The organism is Pedobacter steynii (genome assembly GCF_001721645.1).
Taxonomy (GTDB): domain Bacteria; phylum Bacteroidota; class Bacteroidia; order Sphingobacteriales; family Sphingobacteriaceae; genus Pedobacter; species Pedobacter steynii_A.
This window is the reverse complement of sequence record NZ_CP017141.1, coordinates 829,553-846,063: the sequence shown is the minus strand read 5'-3', so window position 1 is coordinate 846,063 and position 16,511 is coordinate 829,553. Positions and strand designations below refer to the sequence as shown.

Genomic DNA, 16,511 nt, shown 5'->3' with positions numbered 1-16,511 from the left:
TTTATACCTTCTTTGCTTCATTCCAGTATACGTCCATTTCAGCAAGGGTCATGTCTTGTAAGGCTTTACCATTTTCTTTAGCCTTCGCTTCCAGATACTGGAACCTCCTGATGAACTTTTTATTGGTTTTTTCCAATGCGTTCTCCGGGTTGATATTGATGAAACGGGCATAGTTAATCAGGGAGAAGAGCAAATCTCCAAACTCTGCTTCTGCTTTTTCTACATCTATTGCAGTATGATCTGTAGTATTGAACTCATTCTTGAATTCTTCCAGCTCTTCTTCTACTTTTTCCCAAACCTGGGTTTTGTCATCCCAGTCAAATCCAACACCTCTGGCCTTTTCCTGAATGCGGCTGGCTTTAACCAAAGAGGGCAATCCGGCCGGAACTCCTGCCAAAACAGATTTGTTTCCTTCTTTAAGTTTAATTTGTTCCCAATTGCGTTTCACATCATTTTCATCCTGAACTTCTACATCTCCATAAATATGGGGGTGTCTGTTGATGAGCTTGTCGCAAACTCCATTCAGTACGTCAACAATGGTGAAATCATTGGTTTCTGAAGCAATCCTGGCATAAAATACCAGGTGCATCATCACATCTCCAAGTTCTTTTTTTACTTCATCAAGATCCCCTTCAAGTATGGCGTCAGACAATTCATAAGTCTCTTCAATGGTTAAATGACGCAGACTTTCCATCGTTTGTTTTTTATCCCATGGACAATCGGTACGAAGGGTATCCAGGACAGTTAATAACCGTAGAAAAGCAGCTGAGGGATCGGAAGCGGTAGAGGGGGCGATATGATTGGGCATTGATATGTGTTATTTTATGACGTTAAAGGTAATCATCATTGTGGTTAAAAAAAGAACAATCAGCCCGGATAAAAATATGATGTCCGCTGTTTTCTCCAGTCGGTCATTAGTTCCCCGTTTCTTTCTCATCGATAAAAAGGAAAGGATACAACTGGTCATAAACAGGATTATCGCCAGGGCAGTAGTTTCATCAATCAGGGTGACATCCTGCATCTTGGAAACTTTGATCGAGGTGAGTACAATGAAACATAAGCCCAGCAGGTTGGCTGAAGTGCTTAATATATGAGGGGACCTGGTTTCGGGCATGATTTATTCCTGTTCTTCCAATTGGATATTCTTGGTAATCCTATAAATTTTTCTCTTTTTATGCGGTTTATCTTCGCCACCAAGGAGTATGCCCCATGGCTTAAGTGAATCTACCCGATCAAAAATGATCTTTAGCATCGCCATGTAGGGTATGCAAAGGAACATCCCGGAAATTCCCCAGACCATTTCTCCCACCACAATACCTATAAACGCAAACAAAGCATTGATTTTAACCTTAGAGCCAACCACCAGGGGCATCAGAATGTTGCCATCTATGGCATGAACTGCAGCGTAGGCAATAACGACCAGCAATACTTTAGCCGCTCCGGCAGTTGCAAAGGTAATGAGCACACTAATGAGCAAAGCACTGAAGATTCCGATATAAGGAATGATATTGAATATCCCTGCAATCAGACCTAATAATACGGCATATTTTACGCCCAGTGCCCAAAGTACAAGCATCATCATTAAGGTCACGATGAACATCTGTAAGAATAGCCCGGTAATGTATTTTTTGATAATGTATTGGATACGTCTTACAATTTCGCCTACTTTTTCGGTATGCTCTTCTTCGAATACTGAGGTCAGGAAACTGAACAATACCTTACGGTAATTGAGCAGGAAAAAGGTGAATAACAACAAGAAGAATAAGAATAAAAGGGTTGAGGAAAGGGTCAGCAAAGTGGCGCCCAATACAGTGGCGCTGGTAGAAAGTGCTTTTGAAGCCCCGTCTTTGATATACTCAATCTGCTTTTGGGTATTTACACCAAAAGTAGAGGAGATCCAATGTTGTAAGTCGTGAAAAGAGGTCTCTCCCTGTTTTTTGAGTAATGGCCAGTCCTGCCATAAATCGGTAAGCTGATTGGCCAGAAAGTAGAGTATGCTTGAAATCACCGCAATCATCAGGATAACGGAAACAATGGATGCCAGACTGCGTTTAAACCGCCATTTTTGCTCCAGAAAGTTGGCCATTGGCAATAAAAGTACAGCCAGTAGAAATGAGGTCAGCAGCGGGGCGAGTAGGGTCTGGCCTAAAATCGCCAGGTATCCGATACAGATGATGGAGAAGAGCGCCATCGCCAATTTGGTGTTGAAGGGTTGTGAGGAGAGGTTCTTCATAGATGATTCCGGGATTTAAATTCAATGTAATTTACACATAAAGACAAATGCCCTGCCAATTATTTTTCGGCAGGGCATTAAAAAGTTATATTTTATTTTTTTTAAAGAAAGCGAAATGCCTATTTCCAGTCGCTTGCCTGATCTAATATCGCAATATCTTCGATGTTTAATTTTAATGCAGCAGCTCTTTTCAATTCTTCAAGTTGGTTCAGACTGGTTACGCTGGCAATTGGAGCAGTGATTGAAGGACGGGCAATCAGCCAGGCCAGGGCAACACTTGCCGGAGCCGCATTGTATTGCTCCGATACTTCATCCAATGCTTTTAAGATTCTGAGTCCTCTGGGGTTTAAATATTCTTTGATCCCGCCTCCACGCTGACTTTTATTTAAGTCAGCCTCAGAACGGTATTTCCCAGTTAAAAATCCACTGGCCAATGCATAATAATTGATTACGCCAAGCTGATGTTCGGTAACGACCTGTTCCAGCTCCCTTTCATAATCCTCACGGGAATATAAATTGTATTCGGGCTGGAAGGTCTGATATTTTGGGAGACTGAGCTTCTGTGCGGTCTCTAAGGATTCTTTTAAGCGTGCTGCTGAATAATTTGAAGCGCCGATCCAGCGGATTTTACCAGCTTTGATCAGCTCATCATAAGCTTCCAGTGTCTCAGAAATCGGCGTCGCCGGGTCATCGTAATGAGACTGATATAGGTCGATGTAATCTGTTTTTAATCTTTTCAGAGAGGCGTCTACCGATTCCAGGATGCTCTTTTTGGACAGTGATTTTCCTTCTCCCATATCCGCACCTGTTTTGGTTGCAATGATCACCTGGCTACGGTTTTTTCTTTCCTGCAGCCAGTTACCAATAATCGTCTCCGATTCTCCACCGGAATTTCCAGGTTTCCAGCGGGAATAAACATTTGCAGTATCAATAAAGTTAAAGCCCGCCTCTGTAAAGCCATTTAATATTTCGAATGATTTTGCCTGATCGATTGTCCAGCCAAAAACGTTGCCACCAAAGGTGATGGGATATACAAATAAGTCTGAATTTCCTAATTTTCTTTTTTCCATAGTTCACAGTATATTTCCACAATATCTAGCTTCTTACTGGAAAATCTAAAGAAATGCAGGAATTAAACATTTCCCTGACTTTTACATTTTTGTTCCCCTTAGCATCTCCCTTTTTCCTGGTGCTCCGGGAAGCTTTTCAATGCTGAACTCATTTGCTTTTAGCGCGCGTTTTAGTTTTCCGGTGATGGCATAGGTCACAAAAGTACCCCCCGGTTTAAGGAAACTACAGGCATGTGCGATGATTTCGTCTGACCACATTTCGGGTTGGTGCTGGACAGAAAAAGCGTCATAATAGATGAGGTCAAACTGTGCTGAAGTCCGGAATTGATCAAGAGTGGTATGAGGGATGAATAAATGCTGTGCAGGCAGCAGTTCAACAGGTGTTTTTAACGCGCTGAGGTAATGCGTTTCCAGACTATTCCATATTTCTTCAGGAACATACTGGTGGTAGCCGGTGGATTGCAATTCCGCTGGTTCTAATGGAAATGCCTCTATTCCAGTATAACTGAGCTGAAGATTTTCCTGTACTGCATGTGCCAGTGTCAATAAAAAATTCAACCCGGTGCCAAACCCGATTTCCAGAACCGAGATCTCATTCCGGTTGGTAGCCACATGTTTCAGTCCGGCATCAATAAATACATGTTTGCTTTCCTGTAAAGCGCCATGTTTGGAATGGTAGTGTTCACCAATGGTTTCGTTGTATAAGGTGTTCGAGCCGTCGGCAGTAATGGTTATCTTATTCATTTGTACAGATGAGCCGCAAGATAATGTTTTTTAAATTGTGCCGGGCAGGGCTTACCTTTATCCAAAAGGTTATTCGCTTAAAATTATTTGCACATTATGGATATCGAAACATTCAGAGATTATTGTCTGACTTTAAATGGTACTACCGAGGGGATGAAATGGGGACATCTTTGCTTCATGATTGAAGAAAAGATGTATGTGATTATCTCTCTGGAAGACGGAAGCTTTTCTGTTAAATGCGATCCGGAAGATTTTGATGCACTCACAGGTCGGCCTGGAATTCAACAGGCATCACATATGGCTAAGCGGCAATGGATAAGGGTGGAAGGTTTGGAAGTAATGCCGGATGAGGAGCTGAGAAGAAGAATCTCGGAATCAAGAGCATTGATCATGGCCAAGCTGAGTAAGAAGCTTCAGGAAAAATATAAATAAGCGAAAGAGATTGTCTACTCTATTCAAAAAACGAATATGGGATCAATATAGGCGAATATGAATTGATTGTTCACCGTTCTGGTTTATTAAGAATCTATGCGATTCATGCTGGTTATATTTATAGTAAACAAGTACAAATAAATTAAATAACATGAGTATGAAAAATTTAGAAAGCTTAAAAGGAAAGGCAATTAAATTGTCGAAAGATGATCTTAAATCTATTAATGGAGGAATGAGATGGACAAACGACAGAGGTGGATGTGTTGAAGATAGAAGAAGCACAGGACTTTATATCCAGTCTATCGCAAGTATGCCTTTGCACTGCATCACTGATGCTTATAATCCAGGACGATACAACTAATTAACCTGTATTTTTAAATCAATACATCTAGATATCTACATATCTAGATGTATTGATGTGTGTTACCACATTCTGATTCTGTCTTCGGGTTTCTTATATAATTTATCTCCCGGCTGAACGTCAAATGCTTTATACCAGGCATCCATATTTACCGGAGCACCAATGGTTCTGTACGGGCCAGGCGAATGCGGATCTGTTTTAATTAACTGTGCAGCAGTTTCATCCAAAACATTTCCTCTCCATACCTGTGCCCAGGCCAGGAAGAAACGTTGATCTGGTGTAAAGCCGTCAATTTTTTCCTCAGACTGACCTTGTTTGGTTAACTTAAAAGCAGTGTATGCCGCATTTAATCCACCAAGGTCACCAATGTTTTCGCCCATGGTCAATTTACCAATCACATGGATGGTGTCCAATACAGTATAGGCATCAAATTGCTCACCCAATGCTTTGGTTTTCGCTTCGAATTTAACTTTGTCTTCGGGTGTCCACCAGTTGCGTAGGTTTCCATCTTTATCATACTGGCTACCTGAGTCGTCAAATCCATGAGACATTTCGTGTCCGATTACGGCACCAATTCCACCATAGTTCACTGCGTCATCTGCATTTGGATCAAAGAATGGAAATTGAAGAATACCGGCAGGGAATACAATCTCATTCATCGTCGGACTGTAATAAGCGTTTACTGTTGGCGGAGTCATTCCGAAACGGGTACGGTCTACTGGTTTGCCCAGCTGACTAACCATTTCCTGATAAGCCCAGGTACCGGAATTGCGCAGGTTTTGTAAATAGGTGGTACGACCGATCTGTAAACCATCATAGGTTTTCCATTTTTCAGGATAGCCGATCTTAGGGACAAAAGCATGTAGCTTTGCCAGTGCTTTTTCTTTAGTGGCATCACTCATCCAGTCCAGTCCTTTAATTCTGATCTCAAACGCCTTTCTAAGGTTACTGATGAGCTCAGTCATTCTTACTTTGGCATCTGGTTTGAAATATTTAGCTACATAAAGCTGACCCAATAGCTCACCAATAGTTCCATCAGTAAGTTGCGACATTCTTTGCCATCTTGGTGTTTGTACTTTTTGTCCGGTTTGGGCCTGAGTGAATGCGAAAGAGGCATTTACAAAAGGACTGCTCAGGTTTGGAGCCGCAGACTTTAATACATTCCATTCCAGGTAAGTTTTCCAGTCTGCAATAGAAACCGTTTTCAGCATTCCGTCAAGGCTGGTAAAGAACTTGGGTGAGGAAACCAGAATGGTATCCTGTCCGTTTACTTTAAACTTAGGAAGCATGGTTGTCCAGTTTAGTCCCGGAGTGGTCTTACTGAATTCAGCAACTGTAAATTTGTTATAGGTTTTATGTGGATCGCGCATTTCCACTCTTGCCATCTGTGCTTCTGCAAGTTGTTTTTCAATCGCCATGATGGCGGATGCTTTTTTCTTCGCTTCTGCTGCAGAACTTCCGGTTAAGGTAAAGAGGGTGGTGATATAAGTATCATATGCTGCCCTGATTTTTACACTTCTGCTATCATCCTTCAGGTAATAATCGCGGTCGGGTAGAGTCGTTCCCCCCTGTCCAAGTTGTGTCAGGTATTTGTTGACATTTTTTCTGTCCTGGCCAACAGAGAAGCTAAACATAGGAGAAGCAAGGCCTGTTGTACGCAGATAGGCTGCATGATCCAATATTCCTGGGATGTCTTTGATCAGCTTTATTTTGGCAAGATCAGCTTTTATAGGAGTATAACCCAGCTTTTCAATGGTAATGCTGTCCATAGCAGCAGCGTAAAAATCGCCTACACGTCTTTTAACGGAACCTGCAGGAGCAGATTTGTCTGCCGCTGCGTCTTCAACCAGGCCTTTTACGGCGTTGATGTTGAAATCACGAAGGGCATTAAAACTTCCCCAACGTGTTTCTTTTGCAGGAACAGGATTGTTTTTGATCCAGGTACCACTTGCATATTTATAAAAATCGTCTCCTGGTTTTACGGTAAGATCCATATTCGCAGGATCTATAAATTTTGCCGGAGATTGAGCCTGTGCAGAATAGCTTGCAGCCAAAATGCCCAAAGCAGCAAAATAGCTTTTCAGTTTTATATTCATAAGTAATAATAAGTTAATAGGGTGAAGGGTATTAATCCATCAAAGGGATCAATTTAGGAAATACCGCTAAACAAATAATATTCTTAATAAAAATATTACTTATTGAACCAGTAATAGATTTTGGTTAACCCGAGTTTTCTGATGATCACCCCTGTAAATAAAACTAATTTTATTGCTTTCATGCCTTGGGTATTTATATCTATTTAACATATTTTAACATATTTTATTGTGTTCGAATGAAAATAGATGTTATAATGTTTGTTTTTTTCTGTCGCTGGCGTTGTCCGATATAGAGTCCCAAAACAACGAGCAGGGTGCCACAGATGGTGTACCAGGTGATCGGTTCGTTCATCAGCCACCAGGCATAAAAAAAACCAAAAAGAGGGCATAGAAATAGCCATAAAGAAGCTTTCACCGTATCAAGCTTGAGGAGGTAAAACCAGCAGATGAGCCCGACTACCGATACAGCAAGGCTGAGCCAGAGTACAGAATACCAGAAAGTCTGGTCGGCATGAAAAGAAGATAATTCTCCGAAGGAAATGGTCAGCGGCAGGAGGAATATCCCCCCAAGGGTAACCTGCCAGCCATTGATGAGCAGATTGGGCAAAGTCCATTTTACCCGGGCATAATAAACGCTGGCAAAAGAAACGATCACCATACTGAGCATGAGTAATGCAATTCCGGTTATGCTGGTCCGCTGATCACCTAATAAGGGATAGGTGGCAAAAGCGATCCCCGACATCCCCAGAATGATACTGAATACTTCAGGGAGGGAGGGCCGCCGCCTGATCATCCAGGAAGAAAACAGGACAATGAGCAATGGATTTGTGGATACGGCTAAACTTCCGATTCCCGCAGCGGTAAACTTCATTGCGTAGACGTAAAGTCCCAGATAAAGCGTAGTATTTAACAAGCCAAAGATGGAAAGCTGTATCCACTCTTCTCTGTTAGGAAGGCGATAGACTTTAGCCCTGCTCCATCCATAACAATAACCCAGTAAGACCAGACCGGCCAGAAAAAAGCGGATGTTTGCCAGAATTAAAGGCGGAGCGGATTGTACCCCGAATTTGGTGGCTACAGATGCAGAGGCCCATAGCATAGAAAACAATATGCCGATTCCGATGTTCTTGAGGCTGTCTTTTGTCATTTGCTGTTAAACCTAGCAAATTTGGGGATTTATCCGCTCATTTAAATTGAGATTGTGACCTCAATTATTGTGTCCTCAGTACCTTAATCATTGCGGCAACTTCCTGATCGCCATAGCCAGACAAGTGTGCTTTCTTAAAAAGCCCGGCTGCGAAAGCTGGAAATTCGGTATTGATGCCTGCTTCAAGAGCGGTTTGCTCCAGCCTGGCAGTAGCTTCAACAGAAATGCGCAGGGGACTTTCTGTGATGGCATAATTATCGGTATGGATCATGTTTCCCTCGTGTTTCAGAAAGGCTCCGAAAGAAGGACTGATACCGGCCACAATGTCGCCATAATCTGCCACGGAAAGACCTTGTGATTCTATAATCCTTGCTCCATGGAAGAAGCCGATAGAAGCCCCGTAGATATAGGATAGTGTGGCCAGGTCTACGGTTGGAGATGCGGCTATTTTCTCCCCAAGGTAGCTGATGGCCCCTCCAAAAACATTCAACACAGGTTCGGCCAGGTGATATGCTTCCTGATTTCCGGAGATCAGGATTGGGGTATCTGCCTTTCCCATCTGTGTCGGGGCTGCCTGAATTCCTCCGTTGAGATAAATTGCTCCATGTCCTTTTGCCCATATTTCGCTCTCCACCGCTTCTCTGGGGCTGATGGTGCTGAGTTGAAGAAGCAATTTTCCGCTAAGAAGTGTACCCACCTCACTGTTGTCCAGGATTTGTCGGGTAGCTTCATAGTTATAAACGCAGATCACGATAAGCGGACTTGCGGCAATGGCTGTGCTGATGTCTTTGGCTTCTATGGCACCTTCAGGTATTAAATCTTTCGCTCTCCCGCTGCTGCGGTTCCATACGGTTACCTGGTATCCTTTGTTTAATAGCAACCGGGCTAATGTGGTTCCCATTGAACCCAGACCTATAACAGTCACTTTGTTGTTGTTTTCTGTTGTCATCTTCTTTAATTTTAATAAGACAAACTTCAACAGAATAGTACAGTGATAAAATAAGGGAAAACAGATTCCCTGGGGGAATAATTATTCCCTGTTTTGGGATCAGGGATTCATTATTTTTAATACATTGTGAGTTAAAATTTGTGCTTATGTATGAGAGGAAAATACCGGAAGACCTGGAATGTGGGATTAACGTTGCCATGAAAGTATTGAGCGGGAAATGGAAACCATGTATCATTGATGGAATTAATCAGGGAATCAGAAGGCCGAGTGAATTACATGCCCTGATTGATGCTGCAGCGCCAAGGGTAATCAATATGCAGCTTCGGGAATTGGAAGAGTTTGGAATTCTCTATAAGAAAGTTTATCCCGGACTTCCCTTAAAGGTGGAATATTACCTGACTGAAATAGGTGAAGGTACTTTACCGGTAATACAGGCCCTGGACCAATGGGGAAATAAAAACAGGGAACATATCCTGAAGGTGGTTGCTCAGGTGCAGGATTAAGCAGAGAATTTAATGAAAACTTAATGGTCCTGGTGTCGAAGGTGTTTTTCTATTCCTTTACTTTTGCAATTAATTTATATATTGTATCACCAAATAAACCACCTAAGACCAAATTTTATTGAAATCGCTGACGGACCCGGCTTTGCTGGCTTTACTGAAACAAGACAATGACGAAGCATTTAATGAAATTTATGCGCGTTATTGGGATGTGGTATATGCCATTGCCTGTAAGAAGCTAAATAACCGGGAAGAAGCAAAAGACGTGGTGCACGACTTGTTTATGCTGATCTGGATCAAACGTCACAGTCTTAAAATTACCACTACTTTTATCGGATATATTTATGTGATCTTAAAGAATAAGCTGACAGACCTGAACCGTCGTCAGACTTTGAGGATCAAACATGATGTCGAGCTGGTTAAGACCAGGGAGGAGACCGGGCATTCTCTATTCGAGCAGTTCGCCTCTAAAGATACGGCTCAACACCTGCAGCTGGAGATTCAAAATATGCCGGCAGGGATGCGTAAGGTTTTTTTAATGAGCAGAGAAGATGACCTTTCCGTAAATGAAATTGCGGGTAAGCTTTCCATCTCTTCGCAAACGGTTAAAAATCAAATCACCAGTGCCCTGAAAAGACTAAAATCTAAATACCCTTTCCACTAAATTGGGGTTCCAATCAATCTGCTGATGCTCGTTCTGAGTTGTCAGGTGTTTTACAGTTGTTTCATTTGTAGTGTTTTGTGTAAAAAAACTATCGGTTTATGCGAAAAAACCATTTAAAAACCCGTCAGGTTTAAAATAGATTTATGTAGAAAGAAAATCATCAAAATTATATAACCCATGACCTACAAAAATCTAAAAATGGCCTTTCTTGCAATGGCAGCAATTGCAGTAACAGGAAGTTGTAAACAGCAGTCTACCGAGGACCTGCTGTCGGACGCAAATCAGCGAAATGCAAATCAAAAGGCGGCTGTTGCAGGCGCAACGGGAACTGCGGATATTACCGTTAACTGGGATCAGACCTATCAGAGAATCGATGGCTTCGGCGCCTTTGGTGGCCGTATTGTTCCCTTTTTTGAATCTCAGAAAAGAGATAGCATTATGGCTTATCTCTGGGGAGCAAATGGTTTACAACTGAACATGGTCCGTGGTAAAGTACTCCATACTTATGGCTTTAATCAACAAAGCGGCGTAGTTACCATCAAACCTGCAGGAGTGGATATTGATGTCGATGTTAACAGCAGTACTTATCAAACATTAACGGATATCCAGAAAGAGCATTTAGGACAGCTATGGATCCTTAAAAAAATAAAAGAGCGCTATCAGGTGCCCATTATGTTTGCGAGTACCTGGACTCCTCCTTTATATATGAAGACGAACCCAAATAGCGAAAGCGGAAAGTGGTTCAACGGATTGAACTTTAGTACCAGCTCAACTGCTTTTGCACGTTACCTTGCGGGATTTGCGAAGGCTTATCAAAATGAAGGAATTAATTTCTATGCAATATCTCCTTCTAATGAACCTGAAAATGTGTTTTCAGACTGGGATGCTTCGTATTGGAATTCCGCGCATCTGGGAGAATTCGTTACCAATAATTTAAGACCTGCATTGAACCAGCAGGGCCTGGGAAGTACGAAAATCCTGTCTTCGGAAAACGCGGCATGGGGTACTGCAAATACCTTCCTGGCGGGAATGGACCGGAGTAATGTCGATATTCTTGCCGGTCATGGTTATGTGGAAATCGGAGAATTGATTACTGGTAAAAGAGGTTTGAACCAAAATCCGGTAACCTGGAATTATGCAACGGGAAATAAACCAGTATGGATGACCGAAACTTCTGATGATGGTGGTACTTACGACAACACAATAGGCGGAGGCTTAAAGCTGGCAACCAGCATGCATAAATTCCTTGCAGAATGTAATGTGAATGCTTTTGTTTACTGGCTGGGGATGCTGGCCATCCGTAACAATGAATCCCTGATCTGCACCAATGGAGATGGTTCCCTTGATTTTCCAAAAACGTATGATGTAATGGGGCAGTTTTCCAGATATATCCACGCAGGATACTTTCGTTTTGGGGCGACTGTCCAGAACAATTCGGTATTAAAGGTGTCTGCCTATAAGGATCCGGCTACAGGAAAGTTCAGTCTGGTAGCCATTAATCCAGGAACAGATGCATTAAATTGTACTCTACACTTACAAGGTTTTGCCGCGGGTTCTTTAATCAGCTATCAGACCACGGGAAGTAGCAGTAACCATTGGCAGCAGGGAACTCCTGTCAGTGTTGCTGCTGACGGAAGCTTCAGCCTGACTGTTCCGGCACAAAGCGTGATCACTTTTACGGGTGTGAAAAACTAAAACCGATCCTTTATAGTGATGATATATCCCGGAGACATTTCTTCGGGATATTTTTTTTAATTTCTCATAGTACCTCTTTGATGCTGGTTCGTTATGTACTTAGTATATGAACGAAAAAGATAAAAGAGACCTCTATAAGGAGTTTGGAATCAATGATCCCGATGAATTTTTCGATGGAGAAAAAGAACGGGAAATGCTGCAGCAGGAAATTCTGGGGCGGATACAGGCGACTAAAGAAATTCACACGAAACAGGCACTCCAGACTTCGGTAAAGAGGCGGAGGACCATGATGAGTGTGGCTGCAGCAATAGGCTTGCTCCTGGTTTCTGCTGCACTGATGTTTTATTACAATTATTCTGCCTTTAGCAGCAATTATATCACGGTTGTAGTTCCGCAGGGAGAAACCAGGGAAGTGGTACTGCCAGATGGTTCTACCGTTTGGTTAAATGCAGCAAGTACCTTAAAATATCCAAAAAAATTCGGGAAAAAGAGAACAGTTTACCTACTGGACGGGGAAGGCTTCTTTGATGTGGTGCACAATAAAAATGTGCCTTTTGTGGTCGAAGCTTCGGGGATCAAAACGCATGTACTGGGAACTTCTTTTGTCGTGAAATCCTATAAAAGCTTATCTACCATGAGTGTTTCTGTAGTTACGGGAAAGGTAGCGGTAAGCGACGACCACAAGCAGCTGAGTGTTTTGGTGAAAGACCAGGAAGCGGTTTACACCAAAGATCACCGTAAACCCAAAGTAATTCCGGTAAAAGCCCATGAGCGTACCGAATGGAATGATGGTAAAGTGATCTTACATGCCGCTCATTTTGAAGACCTGATCCTGGCGGTAGAGAATGCTTATCAGGTGAAGATAAATTATGATAAAGACGTATTTAAGAACTGTTTCAGTACGATTCGTTTTGATACGGAACAAAGTTTAACGGATGTGATGGAAACGATTAAAGATATACAGGGAATAACTTACCAAATAAAAGAAAAGGAGGTGTCTATAGTAGGTAGCGGATGTAATTAGCGAGTCATTAAGATAAAAAAATGATCAGTACCTGTTGGAGCAGATACTGATCTGATTGTACAGCATGCGGGCAACTCTTCGAAAAATTTTCCGGATGGCTGTGCTGTTTCAAAGAATTTTAAAACGAAATAAAAATATGAAAAAAAACATTACTACACTAATTCTTAAGATAATGAAGGTAGGATTAATAGTGTTTGCCACTTTACTGACCTCTGCAGGAACCTTATTAGCAGAGACAGTATTTAGTCAGAACCTTAAAGATGTAAAAGTTAGTATTCATCTTAAAGGGGAATCCTTAGAAAAGGCAATAGAAAAAATCAGTAAGACCAGTAAAATGGATTTTTCTTATAACAATAATGAACTGAGAAAGATCAAAGGGGTTGTGCTGGATGTGAATAGGATGCCATTGAATGAAGTACTGATTCAATTGCTGAAGGGAACTCCCTTCTCTTATCGCGAAGCAGATAGAAATGTAGTGATCTTCCGGAAAAGAGATCAGGATGCAGTTCCGGTATTGTCCTGGATCAATGAAGCCATCCTGATTAAAGGTGTGGTGACGGATGAACAGGGGGGACCTATCCCAGGAGTATCTATCCGGATTATGGGGACAGAAAAAAGTACCACGACCGATACAAACGGTGCTTATCAGATCGAGGCGGGGTCGCCTGCTGACGTGCTGGTATTTTCTTATGTGGGACTAAGTTCTCAGAAAATCGTAATCGGTACCCGGAAACAAATCAATGTAGTGATGAAGGACGACCAGAAATCGCTGACTGAGGTAGTCGTAGTGGGATATGGTGTACAAAAGAAAGTGAACCTCAGTGGTGCCGTGGATGGTGTAACCAGTAAAGACATTGAAAACAGACCTTTATCCAGTGTGGGGGCGGGCTTACAGGGCTTGATTCCCAATCTGAACATCACCGCTTCCAGCGGACAGGTAAATAAAGCACCCAGTTTTAATGTTCGTGGTTTTACTTCTATAAATGGTGGTGGACCCTACATTCTGGTAGATAACGTTCCGTTTACGGCTGATGAATTGCTGGCTTTAAATCCTGCAGATATCGAGAATGTGACGGTATTGAAGGACGCGGCAGCAGCAGCAATATACGGAGCAAGAGCCGCATTTGGGGTGGTACTGATCACTACCAAATCTGCAAAAAGTGCAGACCTTAAAATAGCAGCAAATACCTATTATGCGATAAGGAGTTTAGGTAAGGTTCCGGAGATTGTAACCGACCCGCTGAAAGTAATGGAATACAAACACGATGCAGCGTATCCATTGTATAGCCTTTACCCGGAGAATGTCAGAGCATATGCGAGAGAACGTTCTCAAAACCCTTCATTACCTGCAGTAATTGTGTCTCCGTCAGATCCAAATGCATGGATGTATTACGGAACTACAAACTGGATGGATGAGGTGTATAAACCATCTGCACCAACGTATAGCGCAAATATAAACCTCTCAAAAAAAGACGATAAGCTGAGTTATTACATGTCGTCGGAGTATTTCCGTAATGAAGGAATGTTCCGTTATGGCAATGATACTTACGATCGTTATAACCTGCGTGCAAAAGCCGATTACAACCTTTCTAAATGGTTGAATATTGGAAATAACACCTCTTTTATGTCGAGCACTTATGACGGTTCTTCCTATAGCGGAGAAGGTTTCTTTCATAACGTGAACAGACAGAATTCTTTAGACGTGCCGAGAAACCCGGATGGAAGCTGGACTTCTACCGGCGCTGCTTTATTGGGCAGATTGCAAAATGGCGGTCGTTCGGTAACCAGAAGTAATAATTTTCAGACCACTTTTACCGCAAAAGCATCACTTGTTAAAGAGGTATGGGATCTGAAGGCGGATGCTACGATCCGAAGAATTGATACTGCCGGAAAATCTTATGAAATTGCAGTACCGTATAAAACAGGACCGAATTCGGCCATCAGCTATAGTGGTGCAAATCCAGGCTGGGCTCAAAATGACGACAGGCATATCCGACACAATATCTATAACATTTACACTGATTTTCATAAAACATTTAATACCAAACATTATGTGCAGGTATTGGCAGGTTTTAATCAGGAATATAGAAACCGCAATGCTGCATGGGTAAACCGTAAAGGTTTAATCAGTAATACATTGCCTTCCATTAACCTGGCAACGGGTGAAATGACGAGTAAGGAATACATCGAAGACTGGGCGGTAAGGGGTTGGTTTTACCGTCTGAATTACATCTTTGATGATAAATATATAGTAGAATTGAATGGCCGTTATGATGGTACATCCCGCTTTCCGACTAACGACCGCTGGGGTTTCTTTCCTTCAGCATCTGTCGGATACCTGCTGAGCAGAGAAAAATTCTTTGAGCCGGTAGCAGAAAAACTGGGAATCGACCTGTTGAAATTGCGTGCTTCTTATGGAGCATTGGGTAATCAGGACGTAGGTGCTTACTATTACATCCCTTCCATGGGATCAGGGCAAATCGGACAGATTCTGGATGGCAAAAGACCGGTAGAAGTAAGGCCTCCGGGAGCAGTAGCGCCTAGCCTGACCTGGGAAAGGGTCTCAACACTGAACTTTGGTGGAGACATCAGCATGTTTAAAAACCGTCTTGATCTTAATTTTGACGCCTATACCCGATATACCGAGGGAATGCTGACTAAAGGAAAGACACTTCCAGGCCCATTTGGAACAGTAGAACCTAAAGTAAATGCGGCGGATTTGAAAACCAAAGGCTGGGAATTCAGGATCGGATGGAAAGATGGTTTCATGTTGGATAATAGCCAGTTCTATTATAACATCGGCTTCAACATGGGCGATAGTAAAACTTATATCACCAGGTTTGACAACCCAAATGGCCTTTTATCAGATTACTATGTCGGACAACGTATCGGCGAGATCTGGGGATTAGAAACCGAGGGTTTCTTCCAGTCTAAAGAAGAACTGGCAAACCATGCGGATCAGAGCGCAGTAGGTGCGGATGATACCGGCTATAAGTTTGATGTCGGAGATTTAAAATTTAAGGATCTCAATAATGATGGTAAGGTCGACAAAGGTAAAAATACCCTTGCTGATCATGGCGATCAGAAAATCATCGGAAATGATGAAGCACGTTATCAGTATGGGATTGATCTGGGTGCCGGATGGAAAGGTTTTGACATCAGGTTGTTCTTCCAGGGAGTAGGAAAAAGAGATTGGTATCCCAATGCCAGCAACCATTATTTCTGGGGTGTTTACGCACAACCATGGACGAATGTTCAGGAACATAACCTGGACCGCTGGACGCCGGAAACCCCGAATGCCTATTTCCCAAGGGTGAAAGCTTATATCGCTGAGGATGAGACGGAACTTGGAAACCCTCAGACCAAATACCTTCAGGATGCTTCTTATCTGCGTTTAAAGAATCTCACGTTAGGATATACCCTTCCTAAATCTTTAACCAACAAAATGAAAATGGATAAATTAAGGGTGTATTTCAGTGCAGAAAACGTATTTGATATATCGCATATCAAAGCCAGACTTGACCCTGAAGGGTTGAATGGAAAACTCTATCCATTTCAAAAAACATTCTCTTTTGGTTTAAACCTTAATTTTTAAC

Annotated in this window: 15 protein-coding genes; 7 read left to right on the top strand and 8 right to left on the bottom strand. The window is 42.3% G+C overall.

Annotated elements, in window-relative coordinates:
• Window position 1: 1 nt before the first annotated feature.
• The 5 genes from mazG to mnmD all read right to left on the bottom strand — a co-directional run bounded on the left by mazG (window position 2) and on the right by mnmD (window position 4,047).
• Window positions 2-808: a nucleoside triphosphate pyrophosphohydrolase gene (gene mazG, locus BFS30_RS03510; protein WP_069378002.1), complete on the bottom strand. Its 807-nt coding sequence runs from the start codon at window positions 806-808 to the stop codon at window positions 2-4.
• A gap of 9 nt (window positions 809-817) precedes the next feature.
• Window positions 818-1,114, bottom strand: a complete 297-nt coding sequence (locus BFS30_RS03505; protein ID WP_069378001.1) for a hypothetical protein — start codon at window positions 1,112-1,114, stop codon at window positions 818-820.
• 3 nt (window positions 1,115-1,117) lie between these two features.
• Window positions 1,118-2,233, bottom strand: coding sequence for an AI-2E family transporter (locus BFS30_RS03500; RefSeq protein WP_069378000.1), 1,116 nt, complete (start codon window positions 2,231-2,233; stop codon window positions 1,118-1,120).
• 119 nt (window positions 2,234-2,352) lie between these two features.
• Window positions 2,353-3,303 (bottom strand): aldo/keto reductase, encoded by a 951-nt coding sequence (locus BFS30_RS03495; RefSeq protein WP_069377999.1) that lies wholly within the window; start codon window positions 3,301-3,303, stop codon window positions 2,353-2,355.
• A gap of 81 nt (window positions 3,304-3,384) precedes the next feature.
• Complete coding sequence (gene mnmD / locus BFS30_RS03490) at window positions 3,385-4,047, bottom strand: tRNA (5-methylaminomethyl-2-thiouridine)(34)-methyltransferase MnmD (RefSeq protein WP_069377998.1); 663 nt, start codon at window positions 4,045-4,047, stop codon at window positions 3,385-3,387.
• A 96-nt stretch (window positions 4,048-4,143) separates the two neighbouring features.
• On the opposite strand from mnmD, the gene BFS30_RS03485 reads away from it, so the two are divergent.
• Together BFS30_RS03485 and BFS30_RS03480 are read left to right on the top strand one after the other, a co-directional pair.
• Window positions 4,144-4,479 (top strand): MmcQ/YjbR family DNA-binding protein, encoded by a 336-nt coding sequence (locus tag BFS30_RS03485; RefSeq protein ID WP_069377997.1) that lies wholly within the window; start codon window positions 4,144-4,146, stop codon window positions 4,477-4,479.
• 157 nt (window positions 4,480-4,636) lie between these two features.
• Window positions 4,637-4,840: a hypothetical protein gene (locus BFS30_RS03480; RefSeq protein ID WP_069377996.1), complete on the top strand. Its 204-nt coding sequence runs from the start codon at window positions 4,637-4,639 to the stop codon at window positions 4,838-4,840.
• A gap of 62 nt (window positions 4,841-4,902) precedes the next feature.
• Here the strand turns inward: BFS30_RS03480 and BFS30_RS03475 are convergent, their stop codons facing one another.
• The 3 genes from BFS30_RS03475 to BFS30_RS03465 form a co-directional block, all read right to left on the bottom strand.
• On the bottom strand, window positions 4,903-6,936 hold the full coding sequence (locus tag BFS30_RS03475; protein WP_069377995.1) for a M13 family metallopeptidase: 2,034 nt from the start codon (window positions 6,934-6,936) through the stop codon (window positions 4,903-4,905).
• A 223-nt stretch (window positions 6,937-7,159) separates the two neighbouring features.
• Window positions 7,160-8,083, bottom strand: a complete 924-nt coding sequence (locus BFS30_RS03470; protein ID WP_069377994.1) for a DMT family transporter — start codon at window positions 8,081-8,083, stop codon at window positions 7,160-7,162.
• 64 nt (window positions 8,084-8,147) lie between these two features.
• Entirely contained in the window at window positions 8,148-9,032 is an 885-nt protein-coding gene (locus tag BFS30_RS03465) for an NAD(P)-dependent oxidoreductase (RefSeq protein ID WP_069377993.1), read from the bottom strand.
• 146 nt (window positions 9,033-9,178) lie between these two features.
• On the opposite strand from BFS30_RS03465, the gene BFS30_RS03460 reads away from it, so the two are divergent.
• From BFS30_RS03460 to BFS30_RS03440, 5 genes are all read left to right on the top strand, one after another.
• On the top strand, window positions 9,179-9,535 hold the full coding sequence (locus BFS30_RS03460; RefSeq protein WP_069377992.1) for a winged helix-turn-helix transcriptional regulator: 357 nt from the start codon (window positions 9,179-9,181) through the stop codon (window positions 9,533-9,535).
• 118 nt (window positions 9,536-9,653) lie between these two features.
• A complete protein-coding gene (locus BFS30_RS03455; RefSeq protein WP_069377991.1) occupies window positions 9,654-10,196 on the top strand; it encodes an RNA polymerase sigma factor in 543 nt (180 codons plus the stop codon).
• Window positions 10,197-10,373: 177 nt separating this feature from the next.
• Entirely contained in the window at window positions 10,374-11,891 is a 1,518-nt protein-coding gene (locus BFS30_RS03450) for a glycoside hydrolase (protein ID WP_069377990.1), read from the top strand.
• A 106-nt stretch (window positions 11,892-11,997) separates the two neighbouring features.
• Window positions 11,998-12,915: a FecR family protein gene (locus BFS30_RS03445; RefSeq protein WP_069377989.1), complete on the top strand. Its 918-nt coding sequence runs from the start codon at window positions 11,998-12,000 to the stop codon at window positions 12,913-12,915.
• A 136-nt stretch (window positions 12,916-13,051) separates the two neighbouring features.
• Entirely contained in the window at window positions 13,052-16,510 is a 3,459-nt protein-coding gene (locus BFS30_RS03440) for a TonB-dependent receptor (RefSeq protein WP_208603027.1), read from the top strand.
• Window position 16,511: the final 1 nt, after the last annotated feature.

Bases quoted from the DNA above. Each gene is read 5' to 3' on its own strand.
- BFS30_RS03485 (WP_069377997.1), top strand. From the start codon at position 4,144: ATGGATATCGAAACATTCAGAGATTATTGTCTGACTTTAAATGGTACT.
- BFS30_RS03505 (WP_069378001.1), bottom strand. From the start codon at position 1,114: ATGCCCGAAACCAGGTCCCCTCATATATTAAGCACTTCAGCCAACCTG.
- mnmD (WP_069377998.1), bottom strand. From the start codon at position 4,047: ATGAATAAGATAACCATTACTGCCGACGGCTCGAACACCTTATACAAC.
- BFS30_RS03470 (WP_069377994.1), bottom strand. From the start codon at position 8,083: ATGACAAAAGACAGCCTCAAGAACATCGGAATCGGCATATTGTTTTCT.
- BFS30_RS03450 (WP_069377990.1), top strand. From the start codon at position 10,374: ATGACCTACAAAAATCTAAAAATGGCCTTTCTTGCAATGGCAGCAATT.
- BFS30_RS03460 (WP_069377992.1), top strand. From the start codon at position 9,179: ATGTATGAGAGGAAAATACCGGAAGACCTGGAATGTGGGATTAACGTT.
- mazG (WP_069378002.1), bottom strand. From the start codon at position 808: ATGCCCAATCATATCGCCCCCTCTACCGCTTCCGATCCCTCAGCTGCT.
- BFS30_RS03480 (WP_069377996.1), top strand. From the start codon at position 4,637: ATGAAAAATTTAGAAAGCTTAAAAGGAAAGGCAATTAAATTGTCGAAA.
- BFS30_RS03475 (WP_069377995.1), bottom strand. From the start codon at position 6,936: ATGAATATAAAACTGAAAAGCTATTTTGCTGCTTTGGGCATTTTGGCT.
- BFS30_RS03500 (WP_069378000.1), bottom strand. From the start codon at position 2,233: ATGAAGAACCTCTCCTCACAACCCTTCAACACCAAATTGGCGATGGCG.
- BFS30_RS03440 (WP_208603027.1), top strand. From the start codon at position 13,052: ATGAAAAAAAACATTACTACACTAATTCTTAAGATAATGAAGGTAGGA.
- BFS30_RS03495 (WP_069377999.1), bottom strand. From the start codon at position 3,303: ATGGAAAAAAGAAAATTAGGAAATTCAGACTTATTTGTATATCCCATC.
- BFS30_RS03445 (WP_069377989.1), top strand. From the start codon at position 11,998: ATGAACGAAAAAGATAAAAGAGACCTCTATAAGGAGTTTGGAATCAAT.
- BFS30_RS03465 (WP_069377993.1), bottom strand. From the start codon at position 9,032: ATGACAACAGAAAACAACAACAAAGTGACTGTTATAGGTCTGGGTTCA.